An 18105-nucleotide genomic window follows, 5' to 3' on the forward strand; every position below is an offset into this window, starting at 1 on the left:
CCGTCACGGCAGCGTGGGGTGCTTGACCACCAGCACGGGCCGGCGGCTGCGGGCCACCACCTCCTGGGCCACGGAGCCGAGCACCGCGCGGCGCACGCCCGTCCGCCCATGCGAGCTCACGCAGAAGATGTCCACCCCGTGCCGCTCCGCCGCCTGGCAGAGCGCCTGCGCGGCCTGGACCCCGGTCAGCAGCTCCATCCGGACGGTGATGCCCCGGCCGGCCACGTCGCTGGGGACCAGCGCCTCCAACTGGCGCCGCAGCTCGGCCTCGGTCGCGTCGTCGTCCCCGCCGAGGGCCACCGCGGGCCAGAAGTCCGCGTAGACGATGGGGATGGGCGACTCGATGACGTGCGCCAGGATGAGCTCCCCGCCCCGAGGCAGCAGCGACAGCGCGTGGGGGATGGCCAGGTTCGCCAGCCGAGAGAAGTCCGTCGAGACGAGGACGCGCCGGATGGACGGGATGCTCACCGGCGCTTCGGCCTCCTGGGTCGCGGAGACCGGGACGCAGGCGACCGCCGCCACCGGCGCGAGCTGGAGGGCGGAGAGCGACACCGAGCCGTGCCGCACGCGGCGCATCCCCCGGCGCTGGTGGCTGCCCAGGAGGAGGAGGTCCGCCCGCGCCGCCTCCGCGAGCGTGGCGAGCGGCTCCACCACGCTCCCGTAGGACTCCGCCATCCGGAGCGCCGCGCGCGGCTCGCCGATGCGGGACAGGCGCTCGCGCAGCTCCCGCTCGAGGATGACCTCCAGGCCCTCGGGCCCCGGGTTCGCGCGGTACAGCCCGAGCCGTCCGTACTCCGTGGCCGGGTTGTAGACGTGGGCGACCGTCAGCTCCACCGGCCCCACCTTCCGCAGCTCCGGAAGCCAGCGCAGCGCGACCTCCGCGCTGTGGGAGAAGTCGTCCCCCACGGCGACCCGCAGCGGGCGCCGGCCCTGGCACCACTCCAGGAGCGGCTCGGCCAGGCGGACCATCAGGAAGGGGCAGCGCGACAGCTGCGCGACGCGCGCCGGGACACCGCCCAGCCGCCAGCGCGTCTCCGAGCGCCAGCCCAGGGCCGCCGTGATGATCATCCGCGCCTGGGTCTTCGCGGCGTGCTCGACGAGCGCCTCGTCCGGCACGCCCAGGAGCACCCGGGACTCCACGGTCAGCCCCTCGTGGCGCAGCCCATCGGCCTCGGCGGCGAGCCGCTGCTCGAGCTCGGTGATGGCGCCGCCGCGGTCGGCCGGCCAGTCCCGCCGGAGCATGCCGGGCTCCGCGGCGTGCACGAGCAGCAGCGGCGTGCGCGTCCGCTCCGCGATGGCGGCCGCGGCGCGGACGGCCTCCCGGGAGTGGTCGGAGAAATCCGTGCCGACGATGATGGCCATGACGTCCCCCAGGGGCCCTGGCATGCCCCGCTGCCGCGAGGGCGCGCCCCTGCGTGGAACGTTGGGGCCGGCGGTGGTGGACGCAAGGGCCCCGGGCGGGAGCAGGCGCCGCGCGCCCCCTCACCCGGTCCGCGCGGCGTTGGAGCCCATCCTCCAGGCCCGTCCGGACGGGCGCCGAGCGCGCCGCGACGGACCGGCTCGCGGGGTGCCTGTCCCCCTGACGGTGCACGTCCGGAAGGCGCCGGCCCCAGCTTGGAGGGAGCGCGAGGAGCCCCCGACCATGGACCCGTCCCTTCCCCCCGAGCCTTCTCCCCAGGAGCTGGAGACCCCACCGGCCCCTCCTCCGACCATCCTCTGGTTCGACGCCCTGTCCCGGGAGGACGTGGCGCAGGCCGGAGGCAAGGGCGCCAACCTGGGCGAGCTGACCCGCGCCGGGCTGCCGGTGCCGCCGGGGTTCGTCATCAGCGCCGTCGCCTTCCATCAGGCGATGAAGCCCGTGCGCGCCCGGCTGCACGAGCTGTGGGAGCGCGTGGACCCGGATGAGCCACGGTCGCTCGCCGGGCTCACGGAGGCCCTGCACGACCTGGTGCTCCACGTGCCCCTGCCCGACTGGCTGCACACCTCCATCATCGCCGCGTACCACCGGCTGTGGGAGTGCACCGCGGTGGCGGTGCGCTCGTCCGCCACCGCGGAGGACACGGCCACCACGTCCTTCGCGGGCATGCACGAGTCGTTCACCAACGTGGTGGGCGACGACGCGCTCATCGACCGCGTGCGCGCGTGCTGGGCCTCGGCCTTCAGCCCGCGCGTGGTGGCCTACCGCAAGGCCCAGGGGCTCACGGAGGTGCCGGAGATCGCCGTGGTGGTGCAGGCCATGGTGGACTCGACGCGCTCGGGCGTCATGTTCACCGTGGACCCCGCCACCGGGAACCGCTGGCACCTCATCATCGAGGCGGCCTTCGGGCTGGGGGAGGTCGTCGTGGGCGGACAGGTGGAGCCCGACACCTACGTCGTGGACCGCGAGGGGCCGCGCCTCCTGGAGGCGCGCGTGGGCCTGAAGGCCTTCCAGCTGGTGCGCGACGGCGTGGGCCATGAGAAGCGCGAGGACCTCGCGCCGGAGCGGGCCCGCGCGCGGGTGCTCACGGACGTGGAGGTGCTGGAGCTCACGCGGCTGGGGCTGCGCGTGGAGCGGCACTACGGCGCGCCCCAGGACATCGAGTGGGCGGAGCACGACGGCCGGTTCTACCTGGTCCAGGCGCGGCCGGTGACGACGGGGGCCGCCGCCCAGGCCCCGGCGCAGGCTCCCGCGCCCTCCTCCGAGCGGGCGCGGGTGAGCGGCCTGGGCGCCTCCCCCGGCGTGGCCTCCGGCCGCGTGCGGGTGCTGCGCGATGCGCGGGAGGGCGCGAGGCTGGAGGCCGGTGAAGTCCTCGTGGCGCCCATGACCTCTCCGGACTGGGTGCCCACGCTGCGGCGCGCGGCGGCGGTCATCACCGACAGCGGCGGCATGACGTGCCACGCGGCCATCGTCAGCCGCGAGCTGCGCAAGCCCTGCGTGGTGGGCACGCGCATCGCGACGAAGGTCCTGCGCGACGGGGAGGAGGTCACCGTGGATGGCGCCGCCGGCACCGTGCGCGAGGGCCGCGCCGCGGAGCCACCCTCCACGGCGGTGGCGGGGCCGCCCTCCGCCGAGGCGGCGCCCCAGCCCCGGGAGGCCACCGGGCCGGAGGCGCTGGGCACGCGGCTCTACGTGAACCTGGCCCTGCCGGGACAGGCGCGAGAGGCGGCGGCGCTCCCGGTGGACGGCGTGGGCCTGCTGCGGGCGGAGTTCATGCTCACCGAGGCCCTGGGCGGCGTGCACCCGCGCAAGCTCCTCGCCGAGGGGCGGAGCCGCGAGTTCGCCGAGCGGATGTCCCAGGCGCTCCTGGCCATCACCCGCGCCTTCCGGGGGCGCCCGGTGGTGTACCGCGCCACGGACTTCCGCACGAACGAGTTCCGGGGCCTGGAGGGCGGCGACGCGTTCGAGACCGTCGAGGCCAACCCGATGATTGGCTTCCGGGGCTGCTACCGCTACCTGCGCGAGCCCGAGGTGTTCCGGCTGGAGCTGGAGGTGCTCGCCCGCGTGCGGGACGAGACGCCCAACCTGCACCTGATGATTCCCTTCGTGAGGACGCGGTGGGAGCTGGAGGCGTGCCTGGAGGCCGTGGAGAAGAGCCCGCTGGGCCGCCACCGCGGGCTGGAGCGCTGGGTGATGGCGGAGGTGCCCTCCGTCGTCTACCGCATCCCGGAGTACGCGCGGCTGGGCATCACCGGTGTGTCCATCGGCTCCAATGACCTCACGCAGCTCATGCTGGGCGTGGACCGGGACTCGGAGTCGTGCGCGGAGCTGTTCGACGAGGAGGACGCGGCGGTGCTGGACGCCATCGTCCGCATCATCCGGGCCAGCCGCGAGGCGGGCATCACGTCGTCCCTCTGCGGCCAGGCTCCGTCGAACCGGCCCGCCTTCGCGGAGCACCTGGTCCGCGCGGGCATCACCTCCGTCTCCGTGGATCCGGCGGCCGTCGGCGCGACCCGGGCGGTGGTGGCGGCGGCGGAGCGGCGGCTGTTGCTGGAGGCCGCCCTGCGCCGCTAGGCCGCGCTCACCCGTACAGCCCGGCGTCCGCCTCCGCGCCCTCCGCCGCGGGCAGCGTGAAGAAGAACGTGCTGCCCACGCCGGGCGTGCTGTCCACGCCGACGCGGCCGCCATGGGCCTCCACCAGCCCCTTCACGATGGCGAGCCCCAGCCCCGCGCCCTCCTTGCGCTTCGGGCCGGACTGCCAGAAGCGCTCGAAGATGCTCTGCCGGTCCTCCGCCGCGATGCCGGGGCCCGTGTCGCTCACGCGGAAGCAGACCTGCCCCGCCTCCGGCTGGACGCGCAGGAGGACGCGGCCGCCCTCGGGGGTGAACTTGAGCGCGTTGCCCAGCAGGTTGGAGAGGATCTGCGCCAGCCGCTCCGGATCCGCCAGCACGCGGGGCAGGCCCTCCGGCACGTGGGCCTGGAGCAGGAGGCACCTCGCCTCCGCGAGCCCCCGGTGCTGCTCCAGGGCCTCCTGGACCAGCGGCGCCACCTCCAGCGGCTTCTTCTCCACCGCCAGGCCTCCGCCCTCCATCCGGGCCACGTCCAGCAGGTCCTGGATGAGCCGGTTCGCCCGCTGGACCGACTTCTGGAGCGTCGCCAGGCGCCGCCGGGCGCCGTCGTCCGGGGGCAGGTGCTTCTCCATCATCTTCGCGCTGAGCTGGATGACGTTGAGCGGGGCGCGCAGGTCGTGCGCCACGACGCGGAGCACCTCCTCGCGCAGGCGGATGGCCTGCTCGGCCCGCTCGTACAGGCGGGCGTTGTCGATGGCGAGCGCGGCGCGGCGGGCCAGCTCCTCGGCCTGGGCCAGCTCCCGGGCGCCATAGCGGCGCCCGGCCCCGGACGTCGCGAGGAGGATGACGCCCAGGTTCCGCTCCCGGCTGCGCAGCGGCACGATGAGGGCCGAGCGAAGCGCCAGCGGAGGCAGCGGCTCCCGGCGCCCCGCATCCACGGCGGCCACGTCGAGCATCCCCGGGGGCGCCTCTGGCAGCAGCACCGGCCGCCCCGTGCGCTGCACGGTGGCGAGGAGGGAGGCCGGCAGGAGGGACCCCGGGCCGTACGCCGCGCCCAGCGCCCGCAGCCGCTCCGCCATGCGCGGGTCCGCGGCGGCGTGCTCCACCCGCCGGATGCGCCCGCGCCTGTCCAGGCAGGCCGCCACGCACACGTCCGCCAGCGCCGGCACGGCGAGCGCCGCCACCGTGGCCAGCGTCGTCCGCGACGACAGCGACGCCGCGAGCCGCGGCCCCACGTCCGCCAGGAAGCGCCAGGCCCGCTCCAGCGCCTGGCGCTCCGTGATGTCCTGCATCTGCGAGATGAAGTGCAGCGGCCTTCCCTGCGAGTCGCGCACCACCGCGCCCCACACGAGCAGGGCGATGCGCCGGCCGTCCTTGCGGACGTAGTGCTTCTCGCGCTGGAAGGAGGCCAGCTCCCCCTGGCGCATCCGGTCGGCGTTCTGCTGGTCCAGCGCCAGGTCCTCCGGCGGTGTGAGGTCCTGGAACGAGCGGCGGAGCAGCTCCTCCCGCGAGTAGCCCACCAGGTCGGCGAGCGCCGCGTTCACGTGGAGGAAGCGGCCATCCAGCCCCACCAGCGCCATGCCGACGGGCGCGCCCTCGAACGAGGTGCGGAAGCGCTCCTCGCTCAGGCGCAGCAGGTCCTCCGCCTTCCGTCGCTCGCTGATGTCCCGGAGGATGACGGTGAGCAGCAGCGTGCCCTCCACCTCCAGCTTCATGATGCTGGCCTCCGCCGGGAACGTCTCTCCGCCCTGGCGCCGCCCGAGGATGGGCAGCCGCTCGCCCATGTGCCGGGACGTCACCGCGCCTCGCGCGAAGCGCCGCACGTGCGCCGCGTGGACGGCCCGGAGGTTCTCGGGGAGGAGGATGTCCAGCGGCTGGCCCAGGGCCTCCCGCGCGGAGTAGCCGAAGATGCGCTCGGCGCTCGCGTTGAACAGGATGATGCGCTGGGCCGCGTCGACGGAGATGATTGCGTCCGCCGCGTGGGTGACGATGCCCCCGAAGCGCGCCTCCGACAGCCGCAGCGACCGCTCCGCCTGCCGCCGGCTCGCGTCCAGCCGGGAGAGGGCGTTCGCGTTCCAGAGCACCACCGCCAGGAAGGCCGCCATCGTCAGGAGCACGAAGAGGGTGATGCCCTCGGTGGTGCCGTAGAGGCCCAGCCGCTCGCCCAGGAGCCGGACGGCGCCCACCGTGGGCACGAGCAGCAGGACCGCGAGCAGCAGCCGCCGCGCCGAGTGCCCCCCGAGGTCCTCCCGCAGCAGCGCGCCCATCAGCCCCTGCTCGGGATGGAGCGCGAGCAGTCCCCCCGAAAGCAGCAGCAGGGACAGGGACAGGGGGAGGCCCGGCGCCCTGGAGGCTCCCGTCACGGTGTTCAGGGGGGCCAGCCCGAACCAGTGCCGCTGGTACAGCCCCCCGATGAGGCCCCACACGGCGAGCAGCGCGGCGCAGGCGGCCAGCCAGCGCGCGGGATGGCCGCCCCGACGCGTGCGCGTGTGCAGCGCCCAGAGCGACAGGCCCATGAACAGCAGGCCCAGCCCTCCGCCGGGAGTGCCCCGGATGAGCTCCCCGACGCCCATGACCACGACCCCGGTCGCGAGCCCCCGCCCCACCGCGCGCCGCGCGCCGCGCGCCTCTCGGGGGTGGAGCAGCCAGAGCGCGCCTCCCGCGAAGGCCAGGCCTCCTCCGTCCCAGGGGAACGGACGACCCGGGGCCGAGGAGGGCGCCAGGGCCCAGCCGCCGACCAGGACCGCGCCCACCAGGACCGCGCACGCGCCCGCCACGACGACGAGCCCCGCGAGCCGCCTGGCGAACCAGGGCCGCGCGGGCGGGGTGACGGGAGGCGGGTTCGTCATGAAGCCCCCGGCGGTGGCGTGAGCCGGCCGGCTCGCCACCGGTGGTCCCGGGCCAGGCGTCCGCGCGGGCCCTCGGCGGAGGCCTGGGTCCCGGGTTGAGGGAAGGCCGCCAGCTCCAGACCGCGCGCGTCTTCCCAGTCATGAGGCAGGCGATGGACCGGAACCAGGACTCGCATGACGCCCCCGGAAGAAGCTGGGGTCCTGCATGGCCGACGGCAATGCGCCCTGCCGTCGCGAGGCCGCCAGGGCACGGGCGTCGCGGCGCACGCCGCGCCGGAAGGGACCTGCCTCGCTTGCGCGGTGACTAGCTTGGAGAGGTGACTGCAAGGAGCGGCCATGACCATCGCCTGCGCAACCAACTTCTCGGAGGGCGCCCGGCGCGCCTGTGACACGGCGGCGCTGCTCGCGCGGCGGATGAACGTCCCGCTGTGCCTGGTGAACGTCCTGACCGGGAACCTGGTCCGGACCTTCGGCGACGCCATCTGCGAGACGGCCCAGTCCACGCTGCGCGACGAATGCGACCGGCTGCGGGCCACCGGCCTCCAGGTCGACGCCGTGCTCCTCACCGGCGAGCCCGAAGAGGAGCTTCGGAAGCTGGTGGCGAAGCGGGGCTTCCAGTGGGTGGTGGCCGGCGCGCCGCGCGAGGACACGCCCTTCCGGGGACTGGGGGGCACGGTGGACCGGATGGCGCAGCTGCTGGAGGTCCCCTTCCTGGTGGTCCGCGAGGGCTCGGGCCTGGAGGCCTGGGCGCGCGGCGAGCGCCCCCTGCGGCTCATGCTGGGCGTGGACCGCTCCAGGCCCTTCGAGGTCGCCCGGGAGTGGGTGAGGTCGCTCGCGAAGGTCGGCCCCCTGGAGGTCGTGGGCGGCCGCGTCGTCTGGGTGGGCAGCGAGGCGGAGCGGCTGGGGTTGGCGCATCCGCACAGCTACAAGGACATGTCCCCGGAGCTGCGCGAGGCGCTGGAGCGCGAGTCCGACGCGCTGCTGGAGCCCCTGCGCGCCGCGGGGCTGCCGGTGCGGTCGCGGCTGGAGCCGGGGCTGGGGCGCATCGCGGACCACCTCATCGCCCTGGCCACGGACGAGCAGGTGGACCTGCTGGTGGTGGGCACGCACCAGCGCCGGGCGCTCGCGAAGCTGTGGAGCGTGTCCCAGTCCGCCCGGCGCCTGGCCCCCATGTCGGTGGTGAGCGTGCCCGTGCGCGCGACGGAGCAGGGGCTGGAGCAGGAGCCTCCGCGGGTGCGCACGGTGCTCGCGACCACGGACTTCGGCGAGGCCGGCGACCGGGCCATCGCCTACGCCTTCGCCATCACCCCGCCGGGCGGCACGGTGCACCTGCTGCATGTGGAGCCGGCGACGGCGCCCCCGGAGGCGGTCGAGGCGGCGAGGCAGCAGTTGGAGCTGCGCGTGCCGGCCCCCGAGCGCGACGGCGCCCACAAGGTGGAGCTGTCGGTGCTGAAGGGCGACGACGTGGCGGCGGTCATCACCCAGGCGGCCGAGCGCCATTGCGCGGACCTGGTCTGCCTGGGCACCCACGGCCGCACGGGGGTGAGCCGGATGGTGTTGGGTTCGGTGGCGCAGCAGGTGATGGCCCGCAGTGACCGGCCCGCGGTGACGGTGCGCATGCCGCGCGCCTGAAGACAGAGGAGACAAGCCATGAAGGCGACCGTGTTCCGAGGCACCGGGAAGCTGGGGGTGGAGGACGTGGAGCGGCCCAAGGCGGGCGTGGGCGAGGCCATCATCCGGGTGACGCTCACCACCATCTGCGGCACCGACGTGCACATCCTGCGCGGCGAGTACCCGGTGAAGCCGGGCCTCACCGTGGGCCACGAGATGGTGGGCGTCATCGACGAGCTGGGGCCGGGCGTGACGGGCTACCAGGTGGGGCAGCGCGTGCTGGTGGGCGCCATCACGCCGTGTGGTCAGTGCCGGGGCTGCCTCTCCGGTCACGCGGCGCAGTGCGGCCACGGCGAGGGCATCCAGGCGGCGGGAGGCTGGCGCCTGGGCAACACGATGGAGGGCGTGCAGGCGGAGTACGTGCGCGTGCCGTTCGCGCAGGCGAACCTGGCGCCCATCCCGGACGAGCTGAAGGACGAGCAGGTGCTGCTGCTGGCGGACATCGCGTCCACGGGCTTCAGCGGCGCGGAGGCCGGCGGCGTGAAGATTGGAGACGCGGTGGTGGTGTTCGCGCAGGGGCCCATTGGCCTGTGCGCCACCGTGGGGGCGCGGCTCATGGGCGCGTCGCTCGTCATCGGCGTGGACGGGGACGAGACGCGCCTGGCCATGGCGCGCAAGCTGGGCGCGGACGTGGTGCTCGACTTCCGGAACCAGGACGTGGTGGCGGAGGTGAAGAGGCTCACCGGCGGCGGCGTGGACGTGGCCATCGAGGCGCTGGGCACGCAGCAGACCTTCGAGAGCGCGCTGCGCACGCTGAACCCGGGCGGCACGCTGTCCAGCCTGGGCGTGTACTCCGGGAAGCTGCAACTGCCCTACGACGCGTTCGCGGCGGGGCTGGGGGATCACCGCATCGTCACCACGCTCTGCCCGGGCGGCAAGGAGCGCATGCGGCGCCTGATGGAGGTGGTGCGCGCGAAGCGCGTGGACCTCACGCCCATGTTCACGCACCGCTTCCAGCTCAAGGACATCCGCGAGGCTTACGAGCTGTTCAGCCAGCGCAAGGACGGTGTGCTCAAGGTCGCCATCCGGCCTTGAGCACGCGGGTGGGGTCGAGCACTCCCCCACGACGACACCTCGGCCCCGCGCTGTGGGGTCCTGGGAGAGCGCGGGTTCATCGCGACGCACGGCTCGGCCAGGGCAAGTGGCAACGACCAGCGCGACGACCTCCAGCGAGCAGCAAAGCTGCCGTGGACTGACGAAGGGCAGTGCGTCGTCCGTGAGGCTTCCCATCCCTGGCCCGTGCTGGTCGAAAAGTGCTATCGGACCCTCGACCATGATCGAATCGAGTTCTACGACACCGCAGGAAGATGCTCGATCGCTTCAGCAGATGCCGCAGCCGTGGGACTCGGGGTCTGCGTGCTGGCAGCTCCTGAGATCGCCGTGGGAGCCGTGATCGTGCTCGGCGTGGTGGTGGTCGGTGTCGCCATCAAAGAAGCGCTGGATGCCTATGAACTCCGCCACGCCTACCCCGAGGAAGCAGGGACCTCACGAGGAACGAAGGTGGCGTCTCGGGACGCTGAAGCCCAACGCAAGCCCAAGCTCAAGCCCGAGCCAGCGGGGCAAGACTGGCAGCCCCCAGTGCCTCCTGTGCCTGTAGACCGGGCGGGTCGCGCCAGTTGCAAGCCTGTTCCAGTGCCTCACGCAGGCGGGGATGATCCGCACAATGAGTGCGCCGACAGGTTTCCGCCGAACCGATACCCCGGTAAAGACGTGCTCGTTGGCGGCATGCGCTTCGATGCGCTGCAAGTCGGCATGCGCGTGCTGTGGGAGATCAAGACCGACCAGTTTGACACGTACAATGCCTTTCTCCGAGGACAGGTCGTCAAGGGGCAGGTGGCCAAGCTCCGGGAGGAGCGGAACATCGCGCTGTCATGTGGATATCGCTTCGTCGTTGGGGTGAGCACCGAGGCGCACAGAGAGGCACTGGAGCGTGAGATGCCTGAGCTGGAGATCGTCGTCACGGGGTGCAGGCGATGACCACGCAAAGCACCCTTGGCATCATTGTCTGCGCGCCGGCGCTGCTTGCTCGGGATGGTCGCGCGCTCGCTGTCGTCCACGGGATGGAGCGGGCCTTCCCCGGCTTGCGCCTCGAGTGGAAGGTTTCCGAAGAGGGGCGCCCCATTGCCTTACCGCAGCGAGACACATGGCTCTCCGAAGAGGCCAGGGACGGAGGCTTCCCTCTCGTGTGCAACGGCGACGAGAGCTTCCCTGCGATGATTTATGGGTTGCAAACCCCGGCACGCCAGGCGCCGGGCGGGCAGCCGTTGCTTGATGTCCATGCAGAGCTGCCACTGAACGAGGTCGTCGTCGCGGCGGCAACGGATGTGCTTGGAGGGGTAGCCGAGGGGGCCCACGCTTTTTGGGGCCATGCGACGCCGTCTGGCGCGGGTGTCGAGATCGCACGGCAAACACGCGATCCGAGCCACAAGCCAGGGATTCCGCCCCGGGGGCTGCCAGCCCTCAAGCTGCCTGAGCAGCTCCGTGCGCCTGAGCTCCCGCACCGCCTCGGATGGCTGAACTACTGGTCGGCCGCTGCCGCGAAGGCCATCGGGTTCCCGGACCCGACCCGGGATGCTGAACTGCTCTCACGTGCACGGCGCACGTCGACGGGCGGGTGGGTCGTGCGACTCACGGACGCACCGCTCGACCTGGACAACCCCGCCCACCTGGACATGCTCCGATGGGCCTATGAGCGCTTCCCCGAGATCGGCGGACGTGCAGCGCCTTGAGCAGCACCCGGTCCCGCAGCACCGACAGCGCGTTGAGCTCGGTGTACACGACGACATTGGCGATGTTGCGGTGTCTGGAACAGCACGTCCAGCATCCGGTCGCCAGCCTCTCGCCGGTCATCCACCAGAAGCGACTCTGGCGGAAACCCGGTGGCGCGAAGGGCCGCACCACCAACTGCCCCTGCCGGTTCTCCCCTGAGAGAGAACGGCGCGCGACGGTGAAGGTTACTGCGGCGAGAACGTGCCGTTGCTGACAAAGCCGAAGATGCTTGTCGAGCCGTCCGAGAGGCTCGCGTTCGCGCTGAACGGAACGGTCTGCAACAGCGGATAGCCTTCTGGGTCCACCCCCATGGGGACCAGACCGATAGGATCCAGCTCGAACCGGACGTTCCGTTCCATGTTCTCCAGGAAGATCGGCCCCATGAAGGAGGCGAACGGACCACCCGAAGAGTACGCCCCCATGAAGAGGTTCATCGAATGGCCCTGGAGCATGGCGACGAACCGCTGCATCACCGCCCCCGGGACCGAACCGCCCAGTTGGAAGGTCACGGGCGAGGTCTGGACCTGGATCTGCTTAGTGCCGAACTCGACCGACCTCGTGATCGTCGTGGACTCGAAGCTGATGACGAAGGGAATGCTCTTCTCACTCAGCTCGGAGAAGATGTCCGGAGGCTCACCGGGAAGGGGCTGGTAGAGAGGACCGAAGTCAAGGGTGCCGGAGATCCAGCCGCCCGAGTCCACGCCAATGCCCACGTCCGCGGTGGCATCCCCCGGCACCTTGAACAGGAACCGCACCGGCTGCGTCTCCCCCTCCCCCAGCGTGAACGTCAGCGGATTCGGCGACACCAGCGTGACGGGCACCACGACGCCCGGCGCGTCCGTGCGCTCCACGTGCCACTCGCCGTTCATCTGGATGGAGTACGTCCCAGCGATGAGCGCCAGGCTCACGGAGTCCTCGGACGTCTCCGTGATGGTCGCGCTCTGCGGCCCCGTGATGGCGAACGTCGCCCCCACCAGCTTGTAGCTGCGCCCCGCCGACGTCGACACCAGCGGCAGCTCCAGCACTCCCTCTCCGTCGCGCACCACCAGCGTGGACGACTCAGACACCTCACCACACGCGAGCGCCAACAGCGCGATCGCGCCCACGAACCACTTCAGCCTCTGCATGGGACTCCCCCTCAAGAAGACGCCGACGATAGGGTTTTGAACAATGCGCGGTCAAGGCAAGCGGACCCGCACTCGCAATCACAGCCACACCCGATCGGCGCGTGCATCCTACGGTTCATGAGCGACACCTCTGACATCAAGACCGCCGACCTCTGTGACGCCCACGCGGGGACCCCGCACTTCCAGGTCGCGGAGCCGGGGCTCCTGGACTACGGCGGGCGGCGGAGTTTTTCCGGACCCATCAGCACCGTGCGCGCGCCGGAGGACAACTCCCTGGTGCGCAAGGCATTGGAGGAGCCCGGCCAGGGGCGCGTGCTGGTGGTGGACGGCGGAGGCAGCCGCCGCTGCGCGCTGGTGGGAGACGTGCTCGCGGCCCTGGGCCAGAAGAACGGCTGGGCCGGCGTGGTCGTCAATGGCTGCATCCGCGACGCGGAGGAGGTGGGCCGCACCGCCATCGGCGTGAAGGCGCTGGGCACCCACCCGCTCAAGAGCGGCAAGCGCAACGAGGGCCAGCGCGACGTGGAGGTGCGCTTCGCCGGTGTCACCTTCGTCCCCGGCCACCACCTCTACGCGGACGCGGACGGCCTCGTCACTTCGGAGAAGCCGCTGCGCTGACCTTCGCCTTCCCCCGTGGCCACACGGAGCGCAGCGTCCCGGAGATGGCCCGCAGCGCCTCCGCCCGGGGGTGACCCGGGCGCCACGCCAGCACGAGCGTCCGACCCGGCCCCGGCGGCGCGAAGGGCCGCACCACCAACTGCCCCTGCCGGTTCTCCATGGACACCGCCAGTTGGGGCAGCAACGTGACGCTCCCCACCGCCATCACCATCTGCGCGAGCGTCGTCAGGCTGGTGGCGCGGAAGTCCACCTCGCGCGCGCCCACGCGCGTGCACAGGGCCAGCGCCTGGCTGCGGAAGCAGTGCCCGTCCTCCAGCAGCAGCACGTCCTCCGCGTCCAGGTCGCGCAGGTGCACCTGCTTCTTCTTCCCCAACGGATGCCCTGGCGGCGCCGCGACGACGAAGGGGTCCTCCGCGATGATGACATGCTCCACCTTGCGCCCCAGCTCCGCGTCCAAGGCCAGGAGCGCCGCGTCCAGCCGGCCCTCCTCCATGTCACGCACCAGCGCCGCCGTCTTCTCCTCGCGCAGCCGGAGCTGGAGCTTCGGGTAGCGCTTCACCAGCGCGGGCACCACCTCCGGCAACACATACGGCGCCACCGTGGGGATGGCCCCCAGGTGCAGCGGCCCCGCGAACGGGTCCCCCATCCGCGCCGCCGCCGTGAGCAGGTCCTCCGCCTCCGTGAGCACCCGCCGCGCCCGCGCCACCAGCTCCCCGCCATCGGGCGTGAGTAGCACCCGGCGCGCGTCCCGCTCGAACACCTTCACGCCGAGCACCGACTCCAGCTGCTGCACCTGCGCGCTCAGGGCCGGCTGGGAGACGTGGCACCGCTCGGCCGCCCGCCGGAACCCCAGCGTGTCCGCCACCGCCACCAGGTACTCCAGTTGCCGCAGGGTGAGGTCATTGAGCGAGGCCATGGTCCTCCCTGGAACCGATAGCCTCTCCCTATCACTCCCATCCAAACGATGTCTTGGCCCAATCAGCGGGGCCTCTCTACCTTTCCCACCGTCGAAGCGCCCTGAAGGCCTCACACCAAGGAAAGCGTCCATGTCCCAGCGTCCCACCCTGACCACGGAGGCCGGCGCCCCGGTCTCCGACAACCAGCACTCGCAGACGGCCGGCCCCAACGGTCCGGTGCTGTTGCAGGACCACCACCTGCTGGAGAAGCTGGCCCGCTTCAACCGCGAGCGCATCCCGGAGCGCGTGGTGCACGCGGTGGGCTCCGGCGCCTACGGCACCTTCGAGGTGACGCAGGACCTCACCCGCTTCACCCGGATGAAGGTCTTCAGCGCGGTGGGCAAGGAGACGGAGACCTTCGTGCGCTTCTCCACCGTGGCGGGCTCCAAGGGCGCGCCAGACACCGCCCGGGACCCGCGCGGCTTCGCGGTGCGCTTCTACACGGAGGACGGCAACTGGGACCTCGTGGGCAACAACACGCCGGTGTTCTTCCTGCGCGACGGCATCAAGTTCCCGGACTTCATCCACTCGCAGAAGTACGACCCGTACACGAACTGCCAGGAGCCGGACAACGTCTGGGATTTCTTCTCCTCCTCACCGGAGGCCACGCACCAGTTCACCTGGCTCTTCGGCGACCGCGGCATCCCCGCGACGCTGCGCCACATGGATGGCTTTGGCTCGCACACCTTCCAGTGGGTGAACGCGAAGGGCGAGCGCTTCTGGGTGAAGTTCCACTTCAAGACGGACCAGGGCATCCGCACCCTCACCACCCAGGAGGCGGAGGCCCTTGGCGGCAGGGACCCGCAGCACCACCAGCGGGACCTGTACCAGGCCATCGACAGGGGCGAGTTCCCCTCGTGGACGCTCAAGGTGCAGGTGATGCCGGAGGCGGACGCCGCGAGCTACCGCTTCAACCCGTTCGACCTCACCAAGGTGTGGCCACACAAGGACTACCCGCTGATGGAGGTGGGCAAGCTCACGCTCCACCGCAACCCGGAGAACTTCTTCGCGGAGGTGGAGCAGGCGGCCCTCGACCCGTCGCACTTCGTGCCCGGCATCGGCCCCTCCCCGGACCGCATGCTCCAGGCGCGCCTGTTCGCCTACGGCGACGCGCACCGCTACCGGCTGGGCATCAACAGCACGCAGCTGCCGGTGAACGCCCCCAGGGGCGTGAAGGGCGGCGCGCGCAACTACGGCCGGGACGGCGCCATGCGCTTCGACGGCAACGGCGGGCGCGGCCCCAACTACGAGCCCAACAGCTTCAACGGCCCCGCGCAGACGGACGAGGCCCCGGGCACGGGCTACGCGGTGAGCGGCATGACGGGCACCTTCGTCCACGGCAAGCACGCCGAGGACAACGACGCCGTCCAGGCCGGCGCCCTCTACCGGCTGATGGACGAGGCGGCGAAGGCGCGTCTGGTGGAGAACATCGCCGGCAGCCTGGCGCAGGTGAGCCGTGAGGACATCATCACCCGGGCCATCGCCCACTTCCGCGCGGCGGATGAGGAGTATGGTTCGCGTCTCGCCGTCGCCGTCCAGCAGAAGCGCCACGCTCGCTAGGAAGGAACCCCGACCATGAGCCCCCCGGATGACCCGAAGAACGCCGCCGCCTCCCCGTCCACCGAGGACGCCGCCCTGCTGGACCTCGTGCGGAGCGCCTTCGCGCGGGTCCGCTCGGGGGACGCCGGCAAGCTGCGCGAGCTGCTCGACGCCGGGCTCCCCGTGGGGATTCGCAACGAGCGGGGCGACTCCCTCCTGATGCTGGCCAGCTACCACGGCCACGTGGAGGCGACGCGCCTGCTGCTGGAGCGCGGGGCGGATCCGGAGCAGCCCAACGACGCCGGCCAGACGCCCCTGGCCGGCGCGGCCTTCAAGGGCAACGAGGCCATCGCCACGGTGCTCCTGGACGCGGGCGCGGACGTGGACGGCGCGGGGCCGGACGGCCGCACGCCGCTGATGTTCGCGGCCATGTTCGACAAGCTGGAGCTGATGGAGCTGCTCATCCAGCGCGGCGCGAACCACAAGGCCCGGGACGCGGACAGGCGCACCGCGCTGGACTACGCGCGGTCCATGGGCGCGGCGCGCGCGGCCGCCCGGCTGGCTCCGCAACCCTGAGACGCTCCCCGGGGCTCAGGCGTTCGTGTGGCCCCAGGCGTTCTCGGACGGCTGGCCCCGGCCGTCTCCGCCCCGGGCCGGCGCCTCCTCCACCAGCGAGGTGACGGCCTCCACGATGTGCCCGGCGTCGATGCCGGCGGCGTCCAGCAGCTCCGCGGGCTTGCCGGAGCCGGGCATCTTCGTCACCGCGAGCCGCACCACCGTGGGCAGCTGCTCGCGCTCGCCGGTGAAGGCCTCCAGCACCGCGTCCGCCAGGCCCCCTTCCGCCCAGTGGTCCTCCACCACGATGAGCCGGCCCTGCGCCTCGCGCGCGGCCTGGCGCAGCGTCTTCGCGTCCACCGGCTTCACCGAGTACAGGTCGATGACGCGCACCGCGATGCCGTCCTGCTTCAGTGATTCGTAGGCCTTGAGCGCCTCGTGCAGCGTGATGCCGGCGGCCACCACCGTCGCCACGTCCTGGCCGGACTGGCGCAGCACCTTGCTGCCCCCGATGGGGAACTCCTCCGTCGCGGGGTAGAGCACCGGCGTCTTCTCACGCGTGCTGCGCAGGTAGGTGATGCCCTGGCGGTCCAGCACCTGCGCCAGCAGCTTCGCGGTCTGGTTGGCGTCGCTCGGGTAGAGCACCGTGCTGCCGCCCACCGCGCGCATCATCGCCAGGTCCTCCAGCGCCATCTGCGACGGGCCGTCCTCTCCAATGGACACGCCCGCGTGGCTGCCGCACAGGTGCACCGTGGCGTTGGAGATGGCCGCCATGCGCACCTGGTCATACGCGCGCGACAGGAAGGCCGCGAAGGTGCTGGCGAAGGCCTTCTTGCCCAGCACCGCCATGCCCACCGCGCTGGACACCATGTTCTGCTCCGCGATGAACATCTCGAAGTAGCGCTCCGGATGCGCCTTCTGGAACTCGTTCGCGTACGTGGAGTTGGACACCTCCGCGTCCAGCGCCACCACGTCCGGCCGGGCGTTGCCCAGCGCCACCAGCGCGTCACCATACGCCTTGCGCGTGGCCTCCTTCTGGCCGACCTCGTAGGTGGGCAGCCGCAGCGGCGACGGCTTGCCGTGCACGGTGGCCTTCACCGCCTCCGGCTTCTTCACCTGGATGCGGACGTCGCGCGCTCCGCCCAGCTCGCGGATGGCGTCCTTCGCCTTGTCCTCCGGCAGCGGCTTGCCGTGCCAGCCATCCTCGTTCGCGATCAGCGAGGAGCCGTGCCCCTTCTCTGTCTTGCAGATGAGGCAGGTGGGCTGCCCCTTCTTCGCCTGGGCCTCCGCGAAGGCGCGGTCGATGGCGTCCAGGTCATGCCCATCCAGCGTGACGGCGTTCCACCCGAAGGCGCGGACGCGGGCCGCGTAGGCCTCCAGGTTCCAGCCCAGCTCCGTCTCGCGGCTCTGCCCCAGGCGGTTCACGTCGATGATGGCGCACAGGTTGTCGAGCTGGTAGTGGCCGGCCTTGTCGAACGCCTCCCACACGGAGCCCTCCGCCGTCTCGCTGTCGCCCATGAGCACGTAGGTGCGGAAGGGCAGCCCATCCATCCGCGCGCTCAGCGCCATGCCCACGCCAATGGCCAGCCCCTGCCCGAGCGAGCCGGTGGCCACGTCCACGAGCGGCAGCACGTGCGGGTTCGGGTGGCCCTCCAGCCGGCTGCCGAACTTGCGCAGCGACAGCAATTCCCGGTCGTCGATGGCGCCCACTGCCTTGAAGGCCGAGTAGAGGACCGGGCAGGCGTGGCCCTTGGAGAGCACGAAGCGGTCGTTGTTGGGGGCCTTCGGCTGCTGGAAGTCGAAGCGCAGGTACTTCTGGAACAGCACGGCCATGATGTCCGCCGCGGACATGGACGAGCTGGGGTGGCCCGAGCCCGCCGCCGTGGTGCAGCGGATGCTGTCGATGCGCAGCTGCGCCGCGAGGTCCGCCAAGGTGTCCGCCATCGTTTCGCTCCCGGGGTTGCGGTGGGACGGGGTTGCCCTGCGGGTACTGTGTTGACTGCCCCGGCCTCCGAGAAGCGCTGCCCCCCGCCGGCC

Annotated in this window: 13 protein-coding genes; 8 read left to right on the plus strand and 5 right to left on the minus strand. The window is 72.2% G+C overall.

The features are described from left to right. Window positions 1–3 precede the first annotated feature (3 nt). Window positions 4–1362 (minus strand): universal stress protein, encoded by a 1359-nt coding sequence (locus U8525_RS15220; RefSeq protein ID WP_374266192.1) that lies wholly within the window; start codon window positions 1360–1362, stop codon window positions 4–6. A gap of 280 nt (window positions 1363–1642) precedes the next feature. Between U8525_RS15220 and ppsA the strand changes: the two genes are divergently transcribed. Next, window positions 1643–3991 (plus strand): phosphoenolpyruvate synthase, encoded by a 2349-nt coding sequence (ppsA, locus tag U8525_RS15225; RefSeq protein WP_374266194.1) that lies wholly within the window; start codon window positions 1643–1645, stop codon window positions 3989–3991. A gap of 7 nt (window positions 3992–3998) precedes the next feature. Here the strand turns inward: ppsA and U8525_RS15230 are convergent, their stop codons facing one another. Then, complete coding sequence (locus U8525_RS15230; RefSeq protein ID WP_374266196.1) at window positions 3999–6836, minus strand: PAS domain S-box protein; 2838 nt, start codon at window positions 6834–6836, stop codon at window positions 3999–4001. A gap of 336 nt (window positions 6837–7172) precedes the next feature. Here U8525_RS15230 and U8525_RS15235 point away from each other — a divergent pair, with 336 nt between their 5' ends. From U8525_RS15235 to U8525_RS15250, 4 genes are all read left to right on the plus strand, one after another. Then, a complete protein-coding gene (locus U8525_RS15235; RefSeq protein WP_374266198.1) occupies window positions 7173–8468 on the plus strand; it encodes a universal stress protein in 1296 nt (431 codons plus the stop codon). An 18-nt stretch (window positions 8469–8486) separates the two neighbouring features. Next, window positions 8487–9542, plus strand: coding sequence for a zinc-binding dehydrogenase (locus U8525_RS15240; protein WP_374266200.1), 1056 nt, complete (start codon window positions 8487–8489; stop codon window positions 9540–9542). Window positions 9543–9746: 204 nt separating this feature from the next. Further along, window positions 9747–10484 carry a DUF6310 domain-containing protein gene (locus U8525_RS15245; protein WP_374266202.1) on the plus strand — a complete coding sequence of 246 codons (738 nt, stop codon included), beginning with the start codon at window positions 9747–9749 and terminating at the stop codon, window positions 10482–10484. After that, window positions 10481–11236 (plus strand): DUF5953 family protein, encoded by a 756-nt coding sequence (locus U8525_RS15250; protein ID WP_374266506.1) that lies wholly within the window; start codon window positions 10481–10483, stop codon window positions 11234–11236. The genes U8525_RS15245 and U8525_RS15250 overlap by 4 nt, the downstream gene beginning before the upstream one ends. Window positions 11237–11461: 225 nt before the next feature. On the opposite strand, the gene U8525_RS15255 is transcribed toward U8525_RS15250, so the two are convergent. Beyond that, on the minus strand, window positions 11462–12403 hold the full coding sequence (locus U8525_RS15255) for a hypothetical protein (RefSeq protein ID WP_374266204.1): 942 nt from the start codon (window positions 12401–12403) through the stop codon (window positions 11462–11464). 117 nt (window positions 12404–12520) lie between these two features. Here U8525_RS15255 and rraA point away from each other — a divergent pair, with 117 nt between their 5' ends. Beyond that, on the plus strand, window positions 12521–13018 hold the full coding sequence (gene rraA, locus U8525_RS15260) for a ribonuclease E activity regulator RraA (RefSeq protein ID WP_374266206.1): 498 nt from the start codon (window positions 12521–12523) through the stop codon (window positions 13016–13018). Here rraA and U8525_RS15265 read toward each other — a convergent pair. Beyond that, entirely contained in the window at window positions 12993–13934 is a 942-nt protein-coding gene (locus U8525_RS15265) for a LysR substrate-binding domain-containing protein (RefSeq protein WP_374266208.1), read from the minus strand. The genes rraA and U8525_RS15265 overlap by 26 nt on opposite strands. A 130-nt stretch (window positions 13935–14064) precedes the next feature. Between U8525_RS15265 and U8525_RS15270 the strand changes: the two genes are divergently transcribed. Further along, on the plus strand, window positions 14065–15534 hold the full coding sequence (locus tag U8525_RS15270) for a catalase (protein WP_374266210.1): 1470 nt from the start codon (window positions 14065–14067) through the stop codon (window positions 15532–15534). A 15-nt stretch (window positions 15535–15549) separates the two neighbouring features. Continuing rightward, window positions 15550–16089, plus strand: a complete 540-nt coding sequence (locus U8525_RS15275) for an ankyrin repeat domain-containing protein (protein ID WP_374266212.1) — start codon at window positions 15550–15552, stop codon at window positions 16087–16089. Window positions 16090–16104: 15 nt separating this feature from the next. Here U8525_RS15275 and U8525_RS15280 read toward each other — a convergent pair whose 3' ends face one another. After that, window positions 16105–18012, minus strand: coding sequence for a transketolase (locus tag U8525_RS15280; protein ID WP_374266214.1), 1908 nt, complete (start codon window positions 18010–18012; stop codon window positions 16105–16107). Window positions 18013–18105 lie beyond the last annotated feature (93 nt).

This window comes from Corallococcus sp. RDP092CA (assembly GCF_041903675.1).
Lineage (GTDB): Bacteria > Myxococcota > Myxococcia > Myxococcales > Myxococcaceae > Corallococcus.